Origin of the sequence: Saccharospirillum salsuginis, from assembly GCF_014651855.1 — a bacterium.
In the GTDB taxonomy this organism is placed as follows: domain Bacteria; phylum Pseudomonadota; class Gammaproteobacteria; order Pseudomonadales; family Natronospirillaceae; genus Saccharospirillum; species Saccharospirillum salsuginis.
This window is the reverse complement of sequence record NZ_BMXR01000001.1, coordinates 481,813-498,809: the sequence shown is the minus strand read 5'-3', so window position 1 is coordinate 498,809 and position 16,997 is coordinate 481,813. Positions and strand designations below refer to the sequence as shown.

Annotated in this window: 12 protein-coding genes; 7 read left to right on the top strand and 5 right to left on the bottom strand. The window is 60.3% G+C overall.

All coding sequences use genetic code 11. The features are described from left to right. Nucleotides 1-204 precede the first annotated feature (204 nt). The gene (locus IE111_RS02110) at nucleotides 205-1,221 is read left to right on the top strand and encodes a sensor histidine kinase (RefSeq protein WP_189606827.1); all 1,017 of its coding nucleotides are present in this window, start codon (nucleotides 205-207) and stop codon (nucleotides 1,219-1,221) included. A 68-nt stretch (nucleotides 1,222-1,289) separates the two neighbouring features. Here IE111_RS02110 and IE111_RS02105 read toward each other — a convergent pair whose 3' ends face one another. After that, nucleotides 1,290-4,202: an insulinase family protein gene (locus IE111_RS02105; protein WP_189606826.1), complete on the bottom strand. Its 2,913-nt coding sequence runs from the start codon at nucleotides 4,200-4,202 to the stop codon at nucleotides 1,290-1,292. Nucleotides 4,203-4,355: 153 nt separating this feature from the next. Here IE111_RS02105 and trxA point away from each other — a divergent pair, with 153 nt between their 5' ends. From trxA to IE111_RS02090, 3 genes are all read left to right on the top strand, one after another. Next, nucleotides 4,356-5,222, top strand: coding sequence for a thioredoxin (gene trxA / locus IE111_RS02100; protein WP_189606825.1), 867 nt, complete (start codon nucleotides 4,356-4,358; stop codon nucleotides 5,220-5,222). A gap of 61 nt (nucleotides 5,223-5,283) precedes the next feature. After that, nucleotides 5,284-6,747 (top strand): TrkH family potassium uptake protein, encoded by a 1,464-nt coding sequence (locus IE111_RS02095; protein WP_229805138.1) that lies wholly within the window; start codon nucleotides 5,284-5,286, stop codon nucleotides 6,745-6,747. Then, on the top strand, nucleotides 6,744-7,409 hold the full coding sequence (locus IE111_RS02090; protein ID WP_189606824.1) for a potassium channel family protein: 666 nt from the start codon (nucleotides 6,744-6,746) through the stop codon (nucleotides 7,407-7,409). The genes IE111_RS02095 and IE111_RS02090 overlap by 4 nt, the downstream gene beginning before the upstream one ends. A 49-nt stretch (nucleotides 7,410-7,458) precedes the next feature. Here IE111_RS02090 and IE111_RS02085 read toward each other — a convergent pair whose 3' ends face one another. Beyond that, nucleotides 7,459-8,598, bottom strand: coding sequence for a beta-ketoacyl-ACP synthase III (locus tag IE111_RS02085; protein WP_189606823.1), 1,140 nt, complete (start codon nucleotides 8,596-8,598; stop codon nucleotides 7,459-7,461). A gap of 290 nt (nucleotides 8,599-8,888) precedes the next feature. Here IE111_RS02085 and IE111_RS02080 point away from each other — a divergent pair, with 290 nt between their 5' ends. Next, the gene (locus IE111_RS02080; protein ID WP_189606822.1) at nucleotides 8,889-9,365 is read left to right on the top strand and encodes an MbcA/ParS/Xre antitoxin family protein; all 477 of its coding nucleotides are present in this window, start codon (nucleotides 8,889-8,891) and stop codon (nucleotides 9,363-9,365) included. Here IE111_RS02080 and IE111_RS02075 read toward each other — a convergent pair. The 3 genes from IE111_RS02075 to IE111_RS02065 all read right to left on the bottom strand — a co-directional run bounded on the left by IE111_RS02075 (nucleotide 9,362) and on the right by IE111_RS02065 (nucleotide 14,014). Next, complete coding sequence (locus tag IE111_RS02075) at nucleotides 9,362-10,927, bottom strand: cation:proton antiporter domain-containing protein (protein ID WP_189606821.1); 1,566 nt, start codon at nucleotides 10,925-10,927, stop codon at nucleotides 9,362-9,364. The two genes, IE111_RS02080 and IE111_RS02075, sit on opposite strands and share 4 nt — an antisense overlap. A gap of 130 nt (nucleotides 10,928-11,057) precedes the next feature. Then, a complete protein-coding gene (pntB, locus tag IE111_RS02070) occupies nucleotides 11,058-12,440 on the bottom strand; it encodes a Re/Si-specific NAD(P)(+) transhydrogenase subunit beta (RefSeq protein ID WP_229805136.1) in 1,383 nt (460 codons plus the stop codon). Next, nucleotides 12,440-14,014: a Re/Si-specific NAD(P)(+) transhydrogenase subunit alpha gene (locus tag IE111_RS02065; RefSeq protein ID WP_189606820.1), complete on the bottom strand. Its 1,575-nt coding sequence runs from the start codon at nucleotides 14,012-14,014 to the stop codon at nucleotides 12,440-12,442. The genes pntB and IE111_RS02065 overlap by 1 nt, the downstream gene beginning before the upstream one ends. A gap of 658 nt (nucleotides 14,015-14,672) precedes the next feature. Between IE111_RS02065 and IE111_RS02060 the strand changes: the two genes are divergently transcribed. Both IE111_RS02060 and IE111_RS02055 read left to right on the top strand, forming a co-directional pair. Continuing rightward, a complete protein-coding gene (locus IE111_RS02060) occupies nucleotides 14,673-15,767 on the top strand; it encodes a TRAP transporter substrate-binding protein (RefSeq protein ID WP_189606819.1) in 1,095 nt (364 codons plus the stop codon). Between the two features lie 263 nt (nucleotides 15,768-16,030). Further along, nucleotides 16,031-16,996, top strand: a complete 966-nt coding sequence (locus IE111_RS02055; protein ID WP_229805134.1) for a TRAP transporter small permease subunit — start codon at nucleotides 16,031-16,033, stop codon at nucleotides 16,994-16,996. Nucleotide 16,997 lies beyond the last annotated feature (1 nt).

Sequence of the window (16,997 nt, the reverse complement as noted above, 5' to 3'; positions counted from 1 at the left end):
ACTCATCGGCCATTGCGGTTAAACCATTGGTGGGCCGTGCCCACCCTACGTAACCTCACTTGGTAGGTTGGATCGGTCCGGCGCTCCGGTAGCGCGAAGCGCGTAATCCAACAAACCAACCAACCCCCGAACCCAGTTAAATAATTCCCAACTTTAATGCAAACTGTCGTTAACCGTTCGATGACTCAACCCGAGGAGATCCGAGTGATCAAAAGTTCCCATCTGGCCACGTTGTTGGTGGTCTCGTTGATTCTGTGGCTGGCCAGTCTGGCGGGCATTGTAGTAGTCGGCCGGGAGGCGTTGCCGGTTCGGGATTTGGCAACCTTGATCGTGTTGGTCGGGGTGGCCGGTGTGGTGTCGGTGTTGGCGCTGAATCGGGCTCAGCAGCGGGCGAACGAGGCGTTTCGGGAGACGAGCCGGGTAAAGCGGTCGTTGCAGGAGAGCCATCTGAAGATTGAGCGGTATGAGTATGAGGGCAAGCAGGGGGCGGAGTTGCGCCGCCTGGTGTTGACCTCGGCGCAGGAGAAGGATCTGGCGCTGGAGAAGATGGCGACGGCGCTGAATACGGCGATGGCGGAGGTGATGTCGCTGACGAAGTCGAATCAGGCGGATGTGATGACCCGCATTCAGGAGAAGGCGGAGTTGATGCAGCGCTACGCGGACGATTTGAAGGCGTTGGCGAAGCTGGAATTGAAATCGCAGTTGCCGCGCCACGACAATCTGGACTTTCTGTCGGTGATCGAGGGGTTTGTCGATGAGTGGAGCCGCTATGGACGCTCGCGCAAGGTCAAGGTGAAGCTGGAGCATCAGGAGGACCAGTTGCCCCTGGTGTCGGATGTGGATTGGCTGCACAACCTGTTGACCCGGGTGGTGCAGGCATTGATCCGCATGAATGAGGACACCCGGGTCGTGGTGCATCTGATCGCCTACATCGATGCCCATCGCGGTGAAGCGCTGCAGTTGAGCATCTCGGCCAAGGGGCGGCGCCTGGGAACGGATCAACTGGCGACGGCGCTGACCGATTACACCAGTATTCCGGATCGCGGCAAGGATGTGGGGCCGGGCCTGACGTTTGTCGTCGCCCGCCGTCTGGCGCAGATGCTGCAAGGGTCGCTGGAGCTGAACGATACCGGGGACGGCACCGAGGTGGTGATCGTTTTGCCACGTCATGTAGGTGGTCAGGGGGACAGTGACCTGACGTCGGCCCAGTTGGAGGAATAAGCCGGTTCCTGCCGTCCTGTAACCCGCCCCGGTATCCGAGGCGGGTTATTGAGTATCGGTTTCTCTCTTCAAAGGTTGTTGAAGGTCGGGACGATCCAGCTTGATTCCTCGTGGACAACGGCGGGATCGTCGGCCGGGTAAAAGCCGACCAGGCCACTGCCGTGTTCGGCGTAGTCCTCACTCATTTCCCGTCCGACCTGGTGCATCATCAGCCGTTTGGCTTCGGTGTCGAGCACCTGGGTCTCGTAAGCGCGTGTCAGGCCGTCCAGGCTGATGGTCTTCACGGCCTGGGCCAGGCGGATGCGGGTATTGAAGTGCGGGTTACCGTCCAGTATGGCTTGCCAATACCGCCGGCTGAGCTGATACAGGTTGTCTTCCTGCTGGGTCAGTTCGTTGATCAGCCCCTGTTTGTATTGCTCGAACGTGTCCTGGTCCATGCTTTGCAGCCGCTGCAGGAACTGGTCCAGGAAGCGGTCGCTGTACAGTTGCAACAGGGCCGGGTCGGTGGACGGGGATTGCACATAGAGGATCAGGCCGGGCAGGTCTTTCACCTCATAGTCCCGGGCGAAGACGATGTAGCCGAGTTGCAGCTCGGTGCGCAATTCGGCGAAGTAGGGCGCATTGATCAACTGGGCCATCAGCCGGTAGAGGGCGCGTTCGCGCAGGCCGCTGTTTTCACCCTGATAGTAGCCGAGCAGGGCGGCGTCGTTGTGGTCGATCTGCATTTCGTGACGGTAGCGGCGCTCCGGCAGGGAGGCGACCGATGGTCGCACGCTTGGCGCATCCGCGCTGGGCGGGAGCATGGTGCGGGCCCGGCTGCCCAGTTCGCGGGCGTTGGACTCGGTGATATTGCCGTGAACCAACATGGTCAGGCGCAATTGCTCCACCCAACGATCGCGCAATTCGATCAGGCTTTCCGGTGTGACGTTTTCCAGTGCCGCCAGCATTTCATCCGGCGTGTGGGAGCTACGGACCAGGAATTCGCCGAGACGTCGGAACATCTGGTTCAGCACCGGATCCTCGCGGGTATTGCGCAGCCGGCGTTCCAGGTCCGATTTCAACAGGGTAAACCGTTCCGGGTCGATCTGGTGTTCGGTCAGTTCCACCAGCAGGGTGTCGAGCAGGACCGGCAGGCGATCGCTGTAGCCATAGAGTCGCAGTTGCAGGCCCCGGTCGGTCTGGGAGAGCCCATAGCCGGAACCGGCGAGACCGGCCTGGTAGCGGATCTCACTGAGGGCATCGTCGACCAGGTCCAGATACAGACGGGTCTGGATCTCGGCCTGGGCGGTGTCGGCGATGACCGGGGTCTCGGCCAGCAGGGTCAGGTCCAGCTTGGGTGTCCGGAAGGAATCATCCTGTTCATACCAGAGCGTGAAACCCGGCTGAATTTCGATTTTCTGCGGCAGGTTGTTGTACAGGTCGCTGGTGGGTGTCGCCATCGGCAACACCGACAGGTCCTTGGGGATGAACGGGTTGGACGCCGGCAACGACAGATCGTCGCTGGGTTCGGGCGTGCGCCATTCGGCGACCTGATTGCCCGACAGCGGCGTCAGGCTGTAGGGCGTCTCGTACCACTGGCTTTGCGTCTCGGTGGTGGCCTCCGGATGCATCAGGGTGACCAGGGCGTTGTCCGGACGCAGGTGCCCCAGCCACTGGCGGACCGTTTCGGGGTCGAAGTTCTCCAGCATATACGGCCCACGCAGCACGTTGGGCGCGTCGTACACCGCCAACCGTTCAGCCAGCCGCTGCACGGTGGTAACCGGCGCGACCTGTTCGGCGAAACGGAAGTTGATGGTGTTGATGGTGCGCAGCTCTTCATAGCGCCAGGGTTCCAGCCCCTTGGATTCGATGCGATCGAGGTAGTCGAACATCAGGGTCGCCACCGCCTGCCAGTTCGCCAGGCCTTCCGGGGTCAGTTGGATGTTGACCTCGAAACTGTGCGTGCTGGCCGTCAGGCCGCCGCTGCGGGTGTGCAGGGCATCGGCCCAGCCGCGTTCCTTGAGCGCCGAAATCAGGCTGCCGGAGGACTGATGGCCGAGCAGATGGGCGATGTAGGCATGCGGTTTGGACTGGCGCAGGTCCAGTGTACCCGGCACCGGAAAGCGAAATGACAATTGGCGCGTCTCGCGGCGCGGTTCGACTTCCATCAGCATGGGCAACTGAGTGGTCTCGAACAGCGACTGATCGTAGACCGGGCTTGTGGATTCGACCGAGCGTACACCGTTGAAGCGGTCGTTCACCCAGGATTTCAGCGTCTCGATATCCTGGGGGCCATAGACGGCCAGGCTGAGTCGGTCCGCCACATAATGTTGGCGATAGAACTCGATCAGGCGGTCCCGCAGGTTCGGGTGCTGCAGCGTCTCCCGGTTGCCGATGGCCAGGCGCGAGGCCGGGTGATCGGGACGCACCACCTCACGCACCGCGTCTTCGAGGCGGCGGCTGTCGTTCTGCAAACTGGCGGTGAATTCGGAATGGACGGCGTTGATCTCCCGCTCGACATAGTCCGGGTTGAACAGCGGCGCGATGAAGAACTGGGCGAAACGGTCCAGCGCCGGTTCCAGTTGCTGGGCGTCGATATCGAAGTAATACAGGGTGTTTTCGTCCGCGGTATAGGCGTTGTCGCTGCCCCCGTTTTGCTCGATAAACCGGTGGTAGCCGTCCACTTCCGGGTACTTCTCGGTTCCCAGGAAGAGCATGTGCTCCAGGAAATGCGCCAACCCCGGAATGTCCTCCGGGTTGCTCCAGGAGCCGACAGACACATTCAGGGCCGCCGCCGCCTTTTCGCTTTCCGGGTCGGACACCAGCAGCACCTTGAGCCCGTTGTCGAGCTGGTAGGTCTGAAAGTTCCGGGTCTCGAAATCGCTGACTGCGATGTTGGACGGATTCTCGTCGGCCGAGGCGGTAGGGTAAAACCACAGACCGGCACTGGCCAGAGCGGCCACGATGCCTACGGACAGGGCCACTAGGACACCACGCTTCATCTTCGATTCCTGGTTGATTCATGAAGGGGCCGATTGTAGCGGGGCCGGGCGGCTCTGTCAGGCGTTGCGAAATGCGCGAAAGGCCCAATAATGGGGGCAGATGCATTCTTACGCCGGGGATCGACCGGCCCGCGGACCGAACACGAGGTGAATATGACCCAGCAAGCCGCCAACGTTATTACTGTAACGGAGCAGAATTTTCAGCAGGTGATGGTGGAGGAATCCCGGACACGCCTGGTTGTCATGGATTTCTGGGCTGACTGGTGCGCGCCCTGCAAGGCGCTGATGCCGGTTCTGGAGAAGCTGGCGGCCGAGTACCCGGATCAGCTTCTGCTCGCCAAGGTCAACGCTGACGAACAGCAGAACATCGTCGCCCAGTTCGGTGTGCGCAGCCTGCCCACCGTGGCTTTTATCCAGAACGGACAGCCGGTGGATGCCTTTATGGGCGCCGAACCGGAAAGCGCCATTCGCGAGCGGCTGGAAAAGTACCTTCCCAAACCCTGGGACGCTTTGATGCAGGAAGCCATCGCGCTCAAGGCCGATGGCGACCTTGAAGGCGCCCTGCCACTGATGCGCGAAGCCTATAAGCTGAGCCATGAGGACACCCAGATCGCGTTCATGCTGGCCGATCTCTACATCAGCATGAACCGCGCCACCGAGGCGGAGGCGATTCTGGACAACATGACCATGACCCAGCAGACCGAACCGGAGTACAAGGAACTGCGCTCACGGTTGCAACTGGTCAGTCAGGCGGCCGAGACGCCGGAAATCCAGGAACTGCAGGCCAAGCTCGAGAGCGACCCGGACAACCTCGAAACGGCTTTTGAACTGGCGCTGCAATACAGTCAGGTGAACCGATATGAGGAAGCGCTGGAAACCCTGGTCGGCATCCTGCGCAAGGACAGGAACTTCCGCGACGGCGAAGCCAAGAAGACCTTTCTGGACGTCATCAACAGCCTCGGCAAGGGCGACCCCATCGCCGCCAGGTTCCAACGCCAGCTGTTCACCCTGTTGTACTGATCCCCGTCATGGCCGCCGTTTCATCGGCGGCCATGGCAGGGCTGAACCGGAGGGATAATCGGTGCCGGATACATCCGCGCTCGCCTTGATGCGCCCGGTTCGTGTGCGGGTGGTGTTCAAATATCTGGGGCAGTTGCTGGCATTGCTCGCCGTGCTGTCCATCGTTCCGGCCCTTGTGGCTCTGGCCACCGGTGAATGGGGCGTGGCACTGCGATACCTGGCCGTGATTGTCGCCCTGCTCCTGGTTTCGCTCCCCCTGGCGCGCCTGCCCGAACCGCATCGCATCGAACGCAACGAAGCCCTAAGCATTACAGCCCTGGTCTTTCTGATTGCCCCGGCGGTCATGAGTTACCCGCTGATGGCCGATGGTGTGCCCTGGCTCGACGCCTGGTTCGAGGCGGTGTCCGGTATGACGACGACGGGGCTGAGCACACTGGCCTCGGTGGAGGATCGGTCGGCGGCGTTCTTGTTCGGCCGCGCCTGGATGCAATGGTACGGCGGCCTCGGCATTGCTGTCCTGGCGGTCGGTATGCTGATGGGCCACCGGGTCGTCAGCAAGCAATTACTCTCGACGGCGGGCGAAGAAGGACAGAGCACAACGGCGCGCACCTATGCCCGGCGGGTCGTTTGGGTCTATCTGGGCTTCAGCCTGTTCGCCTTCGGATTGATCCTGGTGGCCGGCACCGATCCGTTCACAGCGGTCGTTCATGCTCTGGCGGCCGTATCCACCGGCGGGTTTTCCAGTTTTGACGCCAGCCTGGCGGCCATGCCCCAGGCGGCCCGCTGGGCGGTGTCTCTGGTATCGCTGGCCGGTGCCGTCAGTCTGCCGCTGTATTATCTGGCGGTGACGCGGCGAAAACCGACCGTGCTGCTCGACAACGAGTCCCGGATGTTGCTCGGGGCGGTCCTGGTCATCAGTCTGGGGCTGGTTTTGACCCATTGGGTATCCCGGTCGTCGCTCGGGTTGGGGGATATCGACCAGTCGGTGTTGCTGGCCATATCGGCGCAATCGACCGCCGGGTTCAGCAGTGCGGATCTCTCCGATCAGGAGCCGGCCTCCCGCCTGTTGGTGATCCTGGCCATGCTGATGGGGGGAAGCGCCGGTTCCACGGCCGGCGGTTTCAAGTTGATCCGGATATTGATCGTGGCACGTCTGGTGCAATTGATCGTGCAGCGTATCAACGCACCATCGCGGGCGGTGCTGTCCCCTCGACTCGGAGGGCTGCGCATCGAGGCTGATGACATCGAAAATGTTCTGGTGCTGGCCGGTTTGTGGTTCGCCGTGACTCTGTTGTCCTGGTGGTTGTTTCTGCTCGCCGGTGAGCCCGCGATGGATTCCCTGTTCGAAGTTGTATCGGCGGTGGGCACGGTGGGCCTGTCGTCCGGCGTGACACGACCGGATCTGGACGCCGGCCTGAAAGTCCTGCTGTGTGTTGATATGCTGCTCGGACGACTGGAAATCATCGCCTTGCTGGTTCTGTTATACCCCAGGAGCTGGTTCGACGGGAGGCATGTTGAACGATGAGATTCGTATTGATTGGCAGTAATGCTCTGACACTGGCCACGGCCCGTATGTTGCTCGACGAGGGGTTCGAAGTCGTTCTGATCGAACGGGACATGGAACGGATCGATGTGTTATCCGAACAGCTGGCGTGTGGTTTCCTGCACGGCGACGGTGGCGCGCCCGATGTGCTCGAGCAGGCGGACCCTCACAACACTGACGCGTTGTTTTCGTTGCTCGACAACGAACAGACCAACATCATCGTAGCCCTGGTGGCGCGTTCCCTGAAGTTCAGGCGCGTGATTCCCCTGGTCACCGAGGATGTGTTCGAACGCATCGCCACCGAGTTGGGATTGGAGGATACCGTGGCGCCTAACCGGGCTGTGGCACGCCATTTGGCCAATCTGATGAAGGGGGAGCAGAGTCTGGAAATGTCCTCACTCATCCATGCCGATGCCCGGGTCTACTCGTTTATCGTTACCGATTCGCAAGCCGGCCCACTGGAAGAGTTCGCCCTGCCCAAGGGCGTCGGCTTCATCTGTATCTATCGGGACAGCAAGTTGGTTTTGCCGGACGAGACCGACCGGTTGGAGCAGGACGACGAGGTGGTGTTGATCAGCCGCAGTGATCGCTTGCCGGAACTCAAGAAACGTTACGGACACCCTCCGAACGGCAATGGGGGCTAGGGCGACCAGGGGCCGTCAATTCAACGACCCCCGGCATGCGGGACAGAGATCAACGCTTGCGCAGGACCAGACTGCCAATGGAGTAGCCGGCGCCGAAAGAACAAATGACGCCCAGGTCACCCGAACCCAGATCTTTGTGGTACAGATTGAAGGCGATGATGGAGCCGGCCGACGCCGTATTGGCGTATTGGTCGAGCACGATCGGCGCCTCGTCCTGGCTGGCTTCATGACCGAGCAACCGTTTGGTGATCAACTGGTTCATGTTGATGTTGGCCTGGTGCAACCACCAGCGGCGGATGTCTTTCACGTCCACACCGACGGTTTCGACCTGTTCGGCCAGGTGCTGCGCGGCCATGGGGCAGACTTCCTTGAACACCTTGCGACCTTCCTGATGAAACAGCTTGTCCGGCGCGAACGGATCGGATTCGAAGGCGTGCGACACATAGCCGAAGTTGGAACGGATGTTGTTCGAATAGACCGTCTTGGCCTGGGTGCCCAGAATGTCGTAAACGTGTTCGGCGTTCGCCTGGTCACCGCGCTCGACCACCATGGCGGTGGCGACGTCGCCGAAGATGAAGTGGCTGTCCCGGTCGCGGTAGTTGACCTGGGGCGAGGTCAGTTCCGGGTTGATGACCAGTACGGCGCGGGCCGTGCCGGAGCGAACCATTTCGTTGGCGCGGTGCAGGGCGAAGGTGGCGGCGGAGCAGGCGACGAGCATGTCGAAACCGAAGCCGTCGATGCCGAGCTGAGCCTGAACCTCGATGGCGATGGCCGGGTAGGCGCGTTGGGTGTAGGCGCAGCTGACGATGACGGCGTCGATGTCCTGCCCGGTCTTGTTGGCGGCGGCCAGGGCTTTGCGAGCGGCATTCAGGGCCATTTCGGCCTGGTGGCTGAGCTCGTCGTCGGCACGCTCGGGGATACGCGGACGCATGCGGTCGACGTCCAGAATGCCATCCTTGACGTAGACATAGCGCTGGCGGATGCCGCTGGCTTTGGCGATAAAGTCGGGGTCGGATTTGGCGACCGGTTCGAGTTCGCCCGCGTCGATCTCGGCCTGGTGTTCGGTGTTGTATTGGTCGGCGTAGCGGTTGAGGACGTCGACCAGTTCTTCGTTGGTGAGTACGTGGTCCGGGTTCCAGAGGCCGGCACCACTGATGACAACCTCGCTGGTGGGGGTCAGGTTGGGCATCGAGCAGATCCTGTTGTTATGTCGTGTCGGGGAGTTTATCAGTGATGGTCGAATTTGGGGAAATCCCGGTGTGGTGGCTGTAACCCGGTCCAGGTGGGGGTATGGTCATTTGGGGACCGCTGTGAACCCGTCCATGGGAGCTTGGCCTCGTCATCCATGACTCGGACATCCCCAAATGACCATACCCCCACCCGGACCTGGCCTTCTGTGTCATTATTAATTCGAACCCGGTTTTCCTTTTGTAAACCAACTTCGTTATCCTTGCTCAAAACCGAATGACGACAGGCCCTATGCTGCACCACTTCACCTTGACCTTCAGCCTGCCCGAGGCGTCCGGGATGGACGCCCATTCCGTGGCGAACGAGATTCCGGGCGCGGACTTCACCGTCGAACGACTCGGCTTTAACCCGGCCGGTGAATTCACCATTCATTTCAGTCGCGAGGGGGCGAGCGTGATGGATGTGCTGGAATATGCGAAGGCGCAGGTGCAGCAGGCGTTTCCGAAGGCCCAGCTGGTCAGTATGGAATTGGCGGAGGAACCACCGGCCCAGGGCATGGTGGACGATATTTCCAAGCTGGTGCTTCATGCCTGCAAGGTGCTGGGCAGTGTCGATGCAGCCCAGGCGTGGCTTTCGACGCCGAATGCGGAATTGGACAGTTTAACCCCCAAGGCGTTGATGGTGGACGCCGAGGGCCGGATGCGGGTGTCCCGTCTGTTGACCAAGAAAATGGGTATTTCCAAACAGGCCGGTGAAGGCGGCGCTTAACGCGCCGCCCGGTCGATCATTTGCAAGCTTTCCTCGGCGAAGCCGGTACCGGCTTCGGTGAAGAAGTTGAAGACTTTGTCGATGCCGCGACCGATCAGCGCCTGTCGTTCGTCTTCGTACCGGGCGATGGCGGCGATCTGACCCGAGTACCCGGCGTGTTTCAATTGCGTGGTAATGTGGCTGATGTCTTCGATGGACGGCAGCGCGAGCAGCACCAGTTTGACCGTCGACAGGACGAGGTTCTCCCATAAATCGGCGTCTTCGCCGTCGCCGACGAAGGCTTTGTAGCCGTGTTCGGTCATCCGATCGATGCGAACCGGGTCGGCGTCCATCCCCCAGACCCGATGACCCACCAGATTGTACAGGGCCACGTAGGCCCCCTTGCCGACACGACCGAGCCCCACCACCAGGATTTCGGCGTCCCTGGGTTGCTCCAGAATATCCTCGGACAGTCGTTCGGGCCGTTCGAACCGGGTCAGGCTGGTTTTGTAGCGGCTGTAGACGGCGTGAGCGTTTCGGTAGAGCACGCTGGTCACGATGAAGGAGAAGGATACGGACAGCGCCAGGATCACCAGCCATTCGGCGGCCAGCCAGCCTGCGTCGACGCTCAGCGCCGCGACGATCAAACCGAACTCGCTGTAATTGGCCAGGGCCAGGGCGCTCAGATAGGCGGTGCGACCGCGCAACTTCATGGCGAGGAAGAGGCTGTAGAACAACAGGAATTTCACGGGTAACAACACCGTCAGCGCCAGCGCGATGCCGACCATGTTCCAGGTGGGCAGGGCAGTGAAACCGATGGAGAGGAAAAAGCCGATCAGGAAGATGTCCTTGAAGCTGAGCAGGGCCTTGGACAACTCGGTCGCCTTTTTGCTGGAGCTGAGCAGAATGCCGATCACCAGCGCACCCAGGTCTCCCTTGATGTGAACCAGATCGAACAGTTCGTAACCACCCAGTGCCAGAAAGAATCCGGCCAGTGGCAGCAGTTCACCGTGTCCGGCCTTGGCGAGAATGACATCCAGCACGGGTCGGATCAGCGGCAGCGCCAGCAAACCGACCGCCCACAGACTCGGCACCTTGCCGGTCGCCAGTGCCAGAAACAGCACGGCGATGATGTCCTGCATCACCAGAACCCCGATGGCGAGTTTGCCGTGCCGGGTGCGCATTTCACCGCTTTCTTCGAGCAGTTTCACGATGCAGACGGTACTGCTGAAGCTGAGCGCGAAGGCGAGCAGGGCGGTGGAGGCCGGATCCAGCCCCAGGGCGAAGGGCACGGCGATCACCGACAATACGGCGATCAGCACCGGCGTCCAGATGCCCATGTGAGACATGCTGCCCGCCCAGACTTCCCGTTTGGCCAGGTCGCGTATGTTCAGTTTCAGACCCACGGTGAACAGCATCAAGGTGATGCCGAGATCGGCCAGGGTCGTCAAACTGTCGTCGGGCGTCACGCCCAGGAAGTGGAGCAGAAAGCCGGCCAGCAAATAACCGAGCAGGGGTGGGAAGCCCACCAGTTTGATGACCAGGCCACAGAGAAAGGCGAAGCCGATCAGCAGGAAATCCATAGTGTTGATTGTCAGAAGATCATTTGTGAGGAGTTTATCACAGAGAGTTGGAGGGCCCTTACCGCAACCTCTGAAATAAAAAAGGGCCGCGAACGCGGCCCTTGATCCGAATCATTGATTCACCGAAATGTCACACTTTGGACACCAGTTGCTGAACGCTTTCTTTCGCATCCCCGAACAACATGGCGCTGTTATCGCGGAAGAACAGCGGGTTGGCGACGCCGGCGTAGCCGGTGGCCATGGAGCGTTTGAGGATGACGACCTGTTTGGCCTCCCAGACTTCCAGGACCGGCATGCCGGCGATCGGCGAGCCGGGCTTTTCCTTGGCGTCCGGGTTGACGATGTCGTTGGCGCCAATGACCAGAACGACATCGGTGTCCGGGAAGTCGTCGTTGATCTCGTCCATTTCCAGCACGATGTCGTACGGCACGTTGGCTTCGGCCAACAGGACGTTCATGTGACCGGGCAGGCGACCGGCGACCGGGTGGATGGCGAAGCGGACGTTCTTGCCGGCCTTGCGCAATTTGTCGGTCATTTCGGCCACGGCCTGTTGGGCGTGGGCGACGGCCATGCCGAAACCGGGCGCGATGATGATGTTGTCGGCGTCCTTCAGCCATTGCGCCACGTCATCATGGCTGGCACTGGTGGCCTCGCCGTATTCCTCGTCGTCGGCGGTGGCGGATTCCGCCCCGAAGCCGCCGAGGATCACGCTGATGAAGGATCGGTTCATCGCCCGGCACATGATGTAGCTGAGGATGGCACCGGAGGAGCCCACCAGGGCGCCGGTGATGATCAGCAAGTCGTTGCCCAGCATGAAACCGGTTGCCGCCGCGGCCCAGCCGGAGTAGCTGTTCAGCATGGAGATCACCACCGGCATGTCGGCGCCGCCGATGGCGGCGACCAGGTGGCCGCCGAGAAGCAGGGCGATGACGGTCATGATAGTCAGCATGGTCAGGTCGCTGGCGCTATGGTCACCGGGTGCGAACATCACCAGCATGGCCAGGGAAACCAGAATCGCCAGAGCGTTCAGACCGTTTCGGAACGGCAGCGTCAGCGGCTTACTGGAAATCACGCCCTGCAGCTTGCCGTAGGCGACCCAGGAACCGGTCAGGGTCACCGCCCCGATGAAGATGCCCAGATAAATCTCGGTGTTGTGGATGATCTTCTCGGCGCCTTCCAGGTGATTGCGCGGGTCCAGATAAGCCCCCCAGCCGATCATCACGGCTGCCAGGCCGACGAAGCTGTGCAGCATAGCCACCAGCTGTGGCATGGCGGTCATCTCGACCCGATGGGCGAGCCACAGGCCGATCACGGCGCCGACGACCATCGCCGAGATAAGCAGGGTATAGGCCTCGACGGCGGCGGAGGCGACGGTCGCCACAATGGCGATGATCATCCCTGCGATGCCGTAGACATTACCGCGTCGTGCTTTTTCCTGGGAGCTCAAGCCACCCAGCGATAAAATGAAGAATACACCGGCCAACAAGTAGGCCATGGACAACATGGTGCTCATTATTGGCCCTCCTTGCGGAACATGTTCAGCATGCGGCGGGTCACGTAGAAACCGCCGGCGATGTTAATGCTGGTCACCAGAATGCCGATGCCGGCGAGGATCGTCACCACCGTCGAACCGCTGCCGCTGACCTGCAGCAACGAACCGATGATGATGATGCTGGAAATGGCGTTGGTGACACTCATCAATGGCGTGTGCAGGGAGTGACTGACGTTCCAGATCACCTGCCAGCCGACGAAGACGGCCAACACGAAAACGGTGAAGTGGCTGACGAAATCCGGCGGAGCCACCGAGCCCAGACCCAGCAGGGCGGCGCCGGCGATCAGCCAATAGAGGGCGATCGGTTGGGCGCGTTTGGCGGCCTTGGGCGCTTCGGATTGCTCGGCCTTGGGTTCCGCCTTGGGTTTCGGCGCGGCCGAGATCTTCGGCGGCGGTGGCGGCCAGAGCACGTCGCCCTGGTGCACCACGGTGCAACCCCGGGTGATCTCATCGTCGAGGTCGAACACCAGTTCACCGTTCTTCTCCGGGCAGAGGTGTTCGATCAAGCGCAACAGGTTATTGGCGAGCAGTTGGCTGGCCTGAGTGGCGGCGCGGGCAGCCAGATTGGTGAAGCCGATGATCTTGACGCCGTGGCGCTCGACGATCTCGTCTTTCACCGTGCATTCGCAGTTGCCGCCGTTGGGCGCGGCCAGGTCGACCACGACACCGCCGGGTTGCATGGCCTTGACCATCTCTTCGGTGATCAGCTTGGGCGCGGGTTTGCCCGGAATCAACGCCGTGGTGATGATGATGTCCACGTCTTTCGCCTGTTCCATGAACAGGGCCATTTCGGCTTCGATGAATTCCTTCGACATTTCCTTGGCGTAACCGCCACTGCCCGAGCCTTCTTCTTCCATTTCGACGGTCAAAAATTCACCGCCCATGGATTCCACCTGTTCCTTCACTTCCAGGCGGGTATCGAAGGCACGTACCACGGCGCCGAGGCTCTTGGCCGCGCCGATGGCCGCGAGGCCGGCAACGCCGGCACCGATGACCATCACCTTCGCGGGCGGGATCTTGCCGGCGGCCGTGATCTGGCCGGTGAAAAAACGCCCGAACTGGTTGGCCGCCTCGATGACGGAACGGTAGCCGGCGATGTTGGCCATGGAACTGAGCACGTCCATTTTCTGGGCGCGTGAAATGCGGGGAATGGCATCCAGCGAGCAGGCGGTGACGCCTTTTTGCTTGAACTGCTCCAGCAGGTCCGGATTCTGGCCCGGTCCGAGAAAGGATATCCAGGTCTTGCCCTTGTCCAGGGCGTCCATTTCCGAGCCGCTGAGCGCATCGTGTTCGCTTTGCGGGCCATTGATCTTGAGCAGGACATCCGATTCGCGGTACAGCTTGGCGACGTCGGTTTCAATGGTGACGCCGGCGTCGCGGTACAGGTCGTCCGCGAACTGGGCGGCGTCGCCGGCACCCGATTCCAGGGTGACGGTAAAGCCCAGATCGATCAGTTTCTTCGCCGTATCCGGCGTTACCGGGACCCGGGTTTCGCCCGGTAGTCTGTCCCTGGGCACTGCGATGTTGAGTGGCATGGTGACTCCCATATTGGTCTAGTGGGTAGTTGTGTGTCTTTTTATTAGTGAAGACCGACCCTGGTTATTTGTCATTTTATGGATCGATCCACATGCCTCAGTGAGCCGAGTTCTCCCAAGGGAGCCTCGTAGCAGCCGCGTCATCTTGACCCGACTGGGTGTTTATATCAACCAAAGGTCGTATTGAACCCGACTACCGGGCCGATAGGGGAGACCTTTTGACGGAATTGTCGTTCCCGGTTCTCGACAAGGCCCCGGGTGTCGTCTAGAACTAAAGGAGGAGGCCGATCCGGCGTATTTCGCAGGCCCAAGGTTTGAGGTTTCGAAAACGCCGGGGTATTCTCTGAAGTGGATGGTCAGACAACATCCGGAAGCCCCCAAAAAACCATAAATCAGGGCTTCGACTCGCTCGGGAATGGGACTTTTAGCATTCAACTGGAAGGTTGCCTCACTGTTGATCATGGCCGCGTGTTTCATCGACGCAAGCCGCGCGGGATACCCCCGCCGTGCCTTCCAAAGCAGTGCGAAAAGACCCCTGTATAAGCAACAACAATAATTTGGTTTCTAACGGAGCAGGGTCGATTGTGACTGAAAGGTCAACTTTTGGTCGAAGTCATCGACGACTGCTTGTGTAATGAGCCCAAACAGGAGAGTCAGAATGAAAAGACGTGACGTCATCAAGAAGGGTCTGATCGGCGCCGGTGGTGTAGCCGCGGCTACGACGATTTCCGCTCCGGCCATCGCCGAGGATCGTGTCGAAATCACCATGGTGTCCACCTGGCCGCGGGACTTCCCGGGTCTGGGTACCGGTGCCCAGCGGTTCGCCGAGCGTGTCGGCAACATGACCAACGGCCGCATCAAGGTGAACTACTTCGCCGCCGGCGAGCGCGTCGGTGCCTTCGACGCCTTCGACGAAGTCGCCTCCGGCAATGCTCAAATCTATCACGGTGCCGAATACTACTGGACCGGTAAACACCCGGCTTACGGGTTCTTCACAGCGGTTCCCGTGGGCCTGACGGCAACCGAAATGAACGCCTGGATCCGTTTTGGTGGCGGTCAGGAACTGTGGGACGAACTGGCGGGCGAGTTCGGTCTGAAAGGCCTGATGTGTGGTAACACCGGTGTTCAGATGGGCGGCTGGTTCCGTGAGGAAATCAACTCCATCGACGATTTCAAAGGCCTGAAAATGCGTATGCCGGGTCTGGGTGGCACCGTGCTGTCCAAAATCGGCGCGTCTCCGGTCTCCCTGCCCGGTGGCCAGATTTATGAAAACCTCATCTCCGGCGCCATTGACGCCACCGAGTGGGTCGGGCCCTGGAACGACGAAATTCTCAAGCTCTACGAAGCCGCCAAATACTACTACTATCCGGGGTATCACGAACCGGGTTCCATGCTGAGCATCGGCATGAACAAGAAGTGGTTCGACGGCCTGTCCAAATCCGACCAACTGATCATCGAAGCCGCGGCCTCTATGGAAAACGACGTCATGCTCGCGGAATACAACGCCAAAAACGGTGCCGCTCTGCAGCGTCTGATCTCCCAGCAAGGCGTTCGTCTGCGCAAGTTCAGCGACGACATTTTCGATGCTTTCGGCGAAGCGGCCCAGGAAGTGTTCGAGGAAACCCGCGATCACAGTGCCCTGGCCAACCGCGTCGTGGACAGCTTCGATAAAGCCCGGACCGAGATCGGTGCCTGGACCGAGATCTCCGACGTGGAATACATCAACCAGCGCAACCGCGTCCTGGGCGGCTGATCCGGATCGGACACCCGGTCAAACGACCCATGACCCGACGGTTCGAGTCAGTCGTCCGTACCGCCGGGCGCATGGGTCCGCTGATTTCATGGACCGCCGGTTATTCACATTGAAAACCGGTGGTCTTGATCGTGTCCGTATCCCCTTCCGGCAGAGACGTTTCAACGCAGTTCCCTTTTCATTCAGGTGGTGTCCCTGTGAATTCACCGACAGTTTCCCCGGCGGCAGGTGGCCTGGTTCCAAAGCTTGCCCGTAGTTTCTCATTGGCTGTTGTTCTACTGACGGTCTATTTCCTGATCAGCAACTATCTCAATCTTTGGCAAGGCTGGCCCGGTGCGTCGACGTTGCCGGCGAGTTGGTTCGGAGATGCCACCGCGAATGCACAAGCCTGGATCCAGGGTTTGTTGTATCCGGTTCTGGTCGTCGTTGCCGTGATTATTACCTGGCGCCTGCCTCATCGATCCCTGATGGACGATTCACAATTGTGGGACGCGACCGCCGCTTATGTCGTACGCATCGCCTTCTGGGGTGTTCTGCTGGTAGGCATGGTAGACAGTCTCATTTCCTTTTTGCGGGTCGAGGAAATGTTGGCCAGTCTGGTGGGCGAGGAGTTGGCCGGCAATCTGGGCCGGGCCACCTTCCGCGGCACCTATGTACACTATCCGTTATTGATCCTGGCGACGGTCGTGGCCGCCCTGGTACGGACCATCAGTGTCAGCTGGCTGGCGTTATTGGTCGTATTCGCTGAATTTCTGATCGTAATCGCCCGCTTTGTGTTTTCCTACGAACAAACCTTCATGGGCGACCTGGTGCGCTTCTGGTATGCCGGCCTGTTCCTGTTCGCCAGTGCCTACACCTTGCGGGAAGAAGGCCATGTACGCGTCGATGTCCTCTATTCTCACCTCAGTCATGCCATTCAGGCGCGACTGAATATCATCGGCATTCTGGTGCTCGCATTGCCGCTGTGCTGGATCATCCTGTCTCTGGGTATGTGGGATCGGACCAGCAGCCTGAACAGTCCTCTCGTGAGTTTCGAGATTTCCCAGAGTGGCTATGGCCTGTTCGTGAAGTACCTGATGGCCGGTTTTCTGATCGTGTTCGCGGTGTCGATGATGTTCCAGTTTTGCAGTTACCTGCTTCGCAATCTGGCCATTGTGCTCGGTGAATATGTTCCGGAAGACGAAGAAGAACACCACGACGTACAGCCGATGTTTGAAGATAAGGTGTAAA

Excerpts from the sequence above, each read along its gene's own strand:
- trxA (WP_189606825.1), top strand. The coding sequence starts at position 4,356 with ATGACCCAGCAAGCCGCCAACGTTATTACTGTAACGGAGCAGAATTTT.
- IE111_RS02075 (WP_189606821.1), bottom strand. The coding sequence starts at position 10,927 with ATGGATTTCCTGCTGATCGGCTTCGCCTTTCTCTGTGGCCTGGTCATC.
- IE111_RS02090 (WP_189606824.1), top strand. The coding sequence starts at position 6,744 with ATGAGATTCGTATTGATTGGCAGTAATGCTCTGACACTGGCCACGGCC.
- IE111_RS02060 (WP_189606819.1), top strand. The coding sequence starts at position 14,673 with ATGAAAAGACGTGACGTCATCAAGAAGGGTCTGATCGGCGCCGGTGGT.
- IE111_RS02080 (WP_189606822.1), top strand. The coding sequence starts at position 8,889 with ATGCTGCACCACTTCACCTTGACCTTCAGCCTGCCCGAGGCGTCCGGG.
- IE111_RS02065 (WP_189606820.1), bottom strand. The coding sequence starts at position 14,014 with ATGCCACTCAACATCGCAGTGCCCAGGGACAGACTACCGGGCGAAACC.
- IE111_RS02085 (WP_189606823.1), bottom strand. The coding sequence starts at position 8,598 with ATGCCCAACCTGACCCCCACCAGCGAGGTTGTCATCAGTGGTGCCGGC.
- IE111_RS02105 (WP_189606826.1), bottom strand. The coding sequence starts at position 4,202 with ATGAAGCGTGGTGTCCTAGTGGCCCTGTCCGTAGGCATCGTGGCCGCT.
- pntB (WP_229805136.1), bottom strand. The coding sequence starts at position 12,440 with ATGAGCACCATGTTGTCCATGGCCTACTTGTTGGCCGGTGTATTCTTC.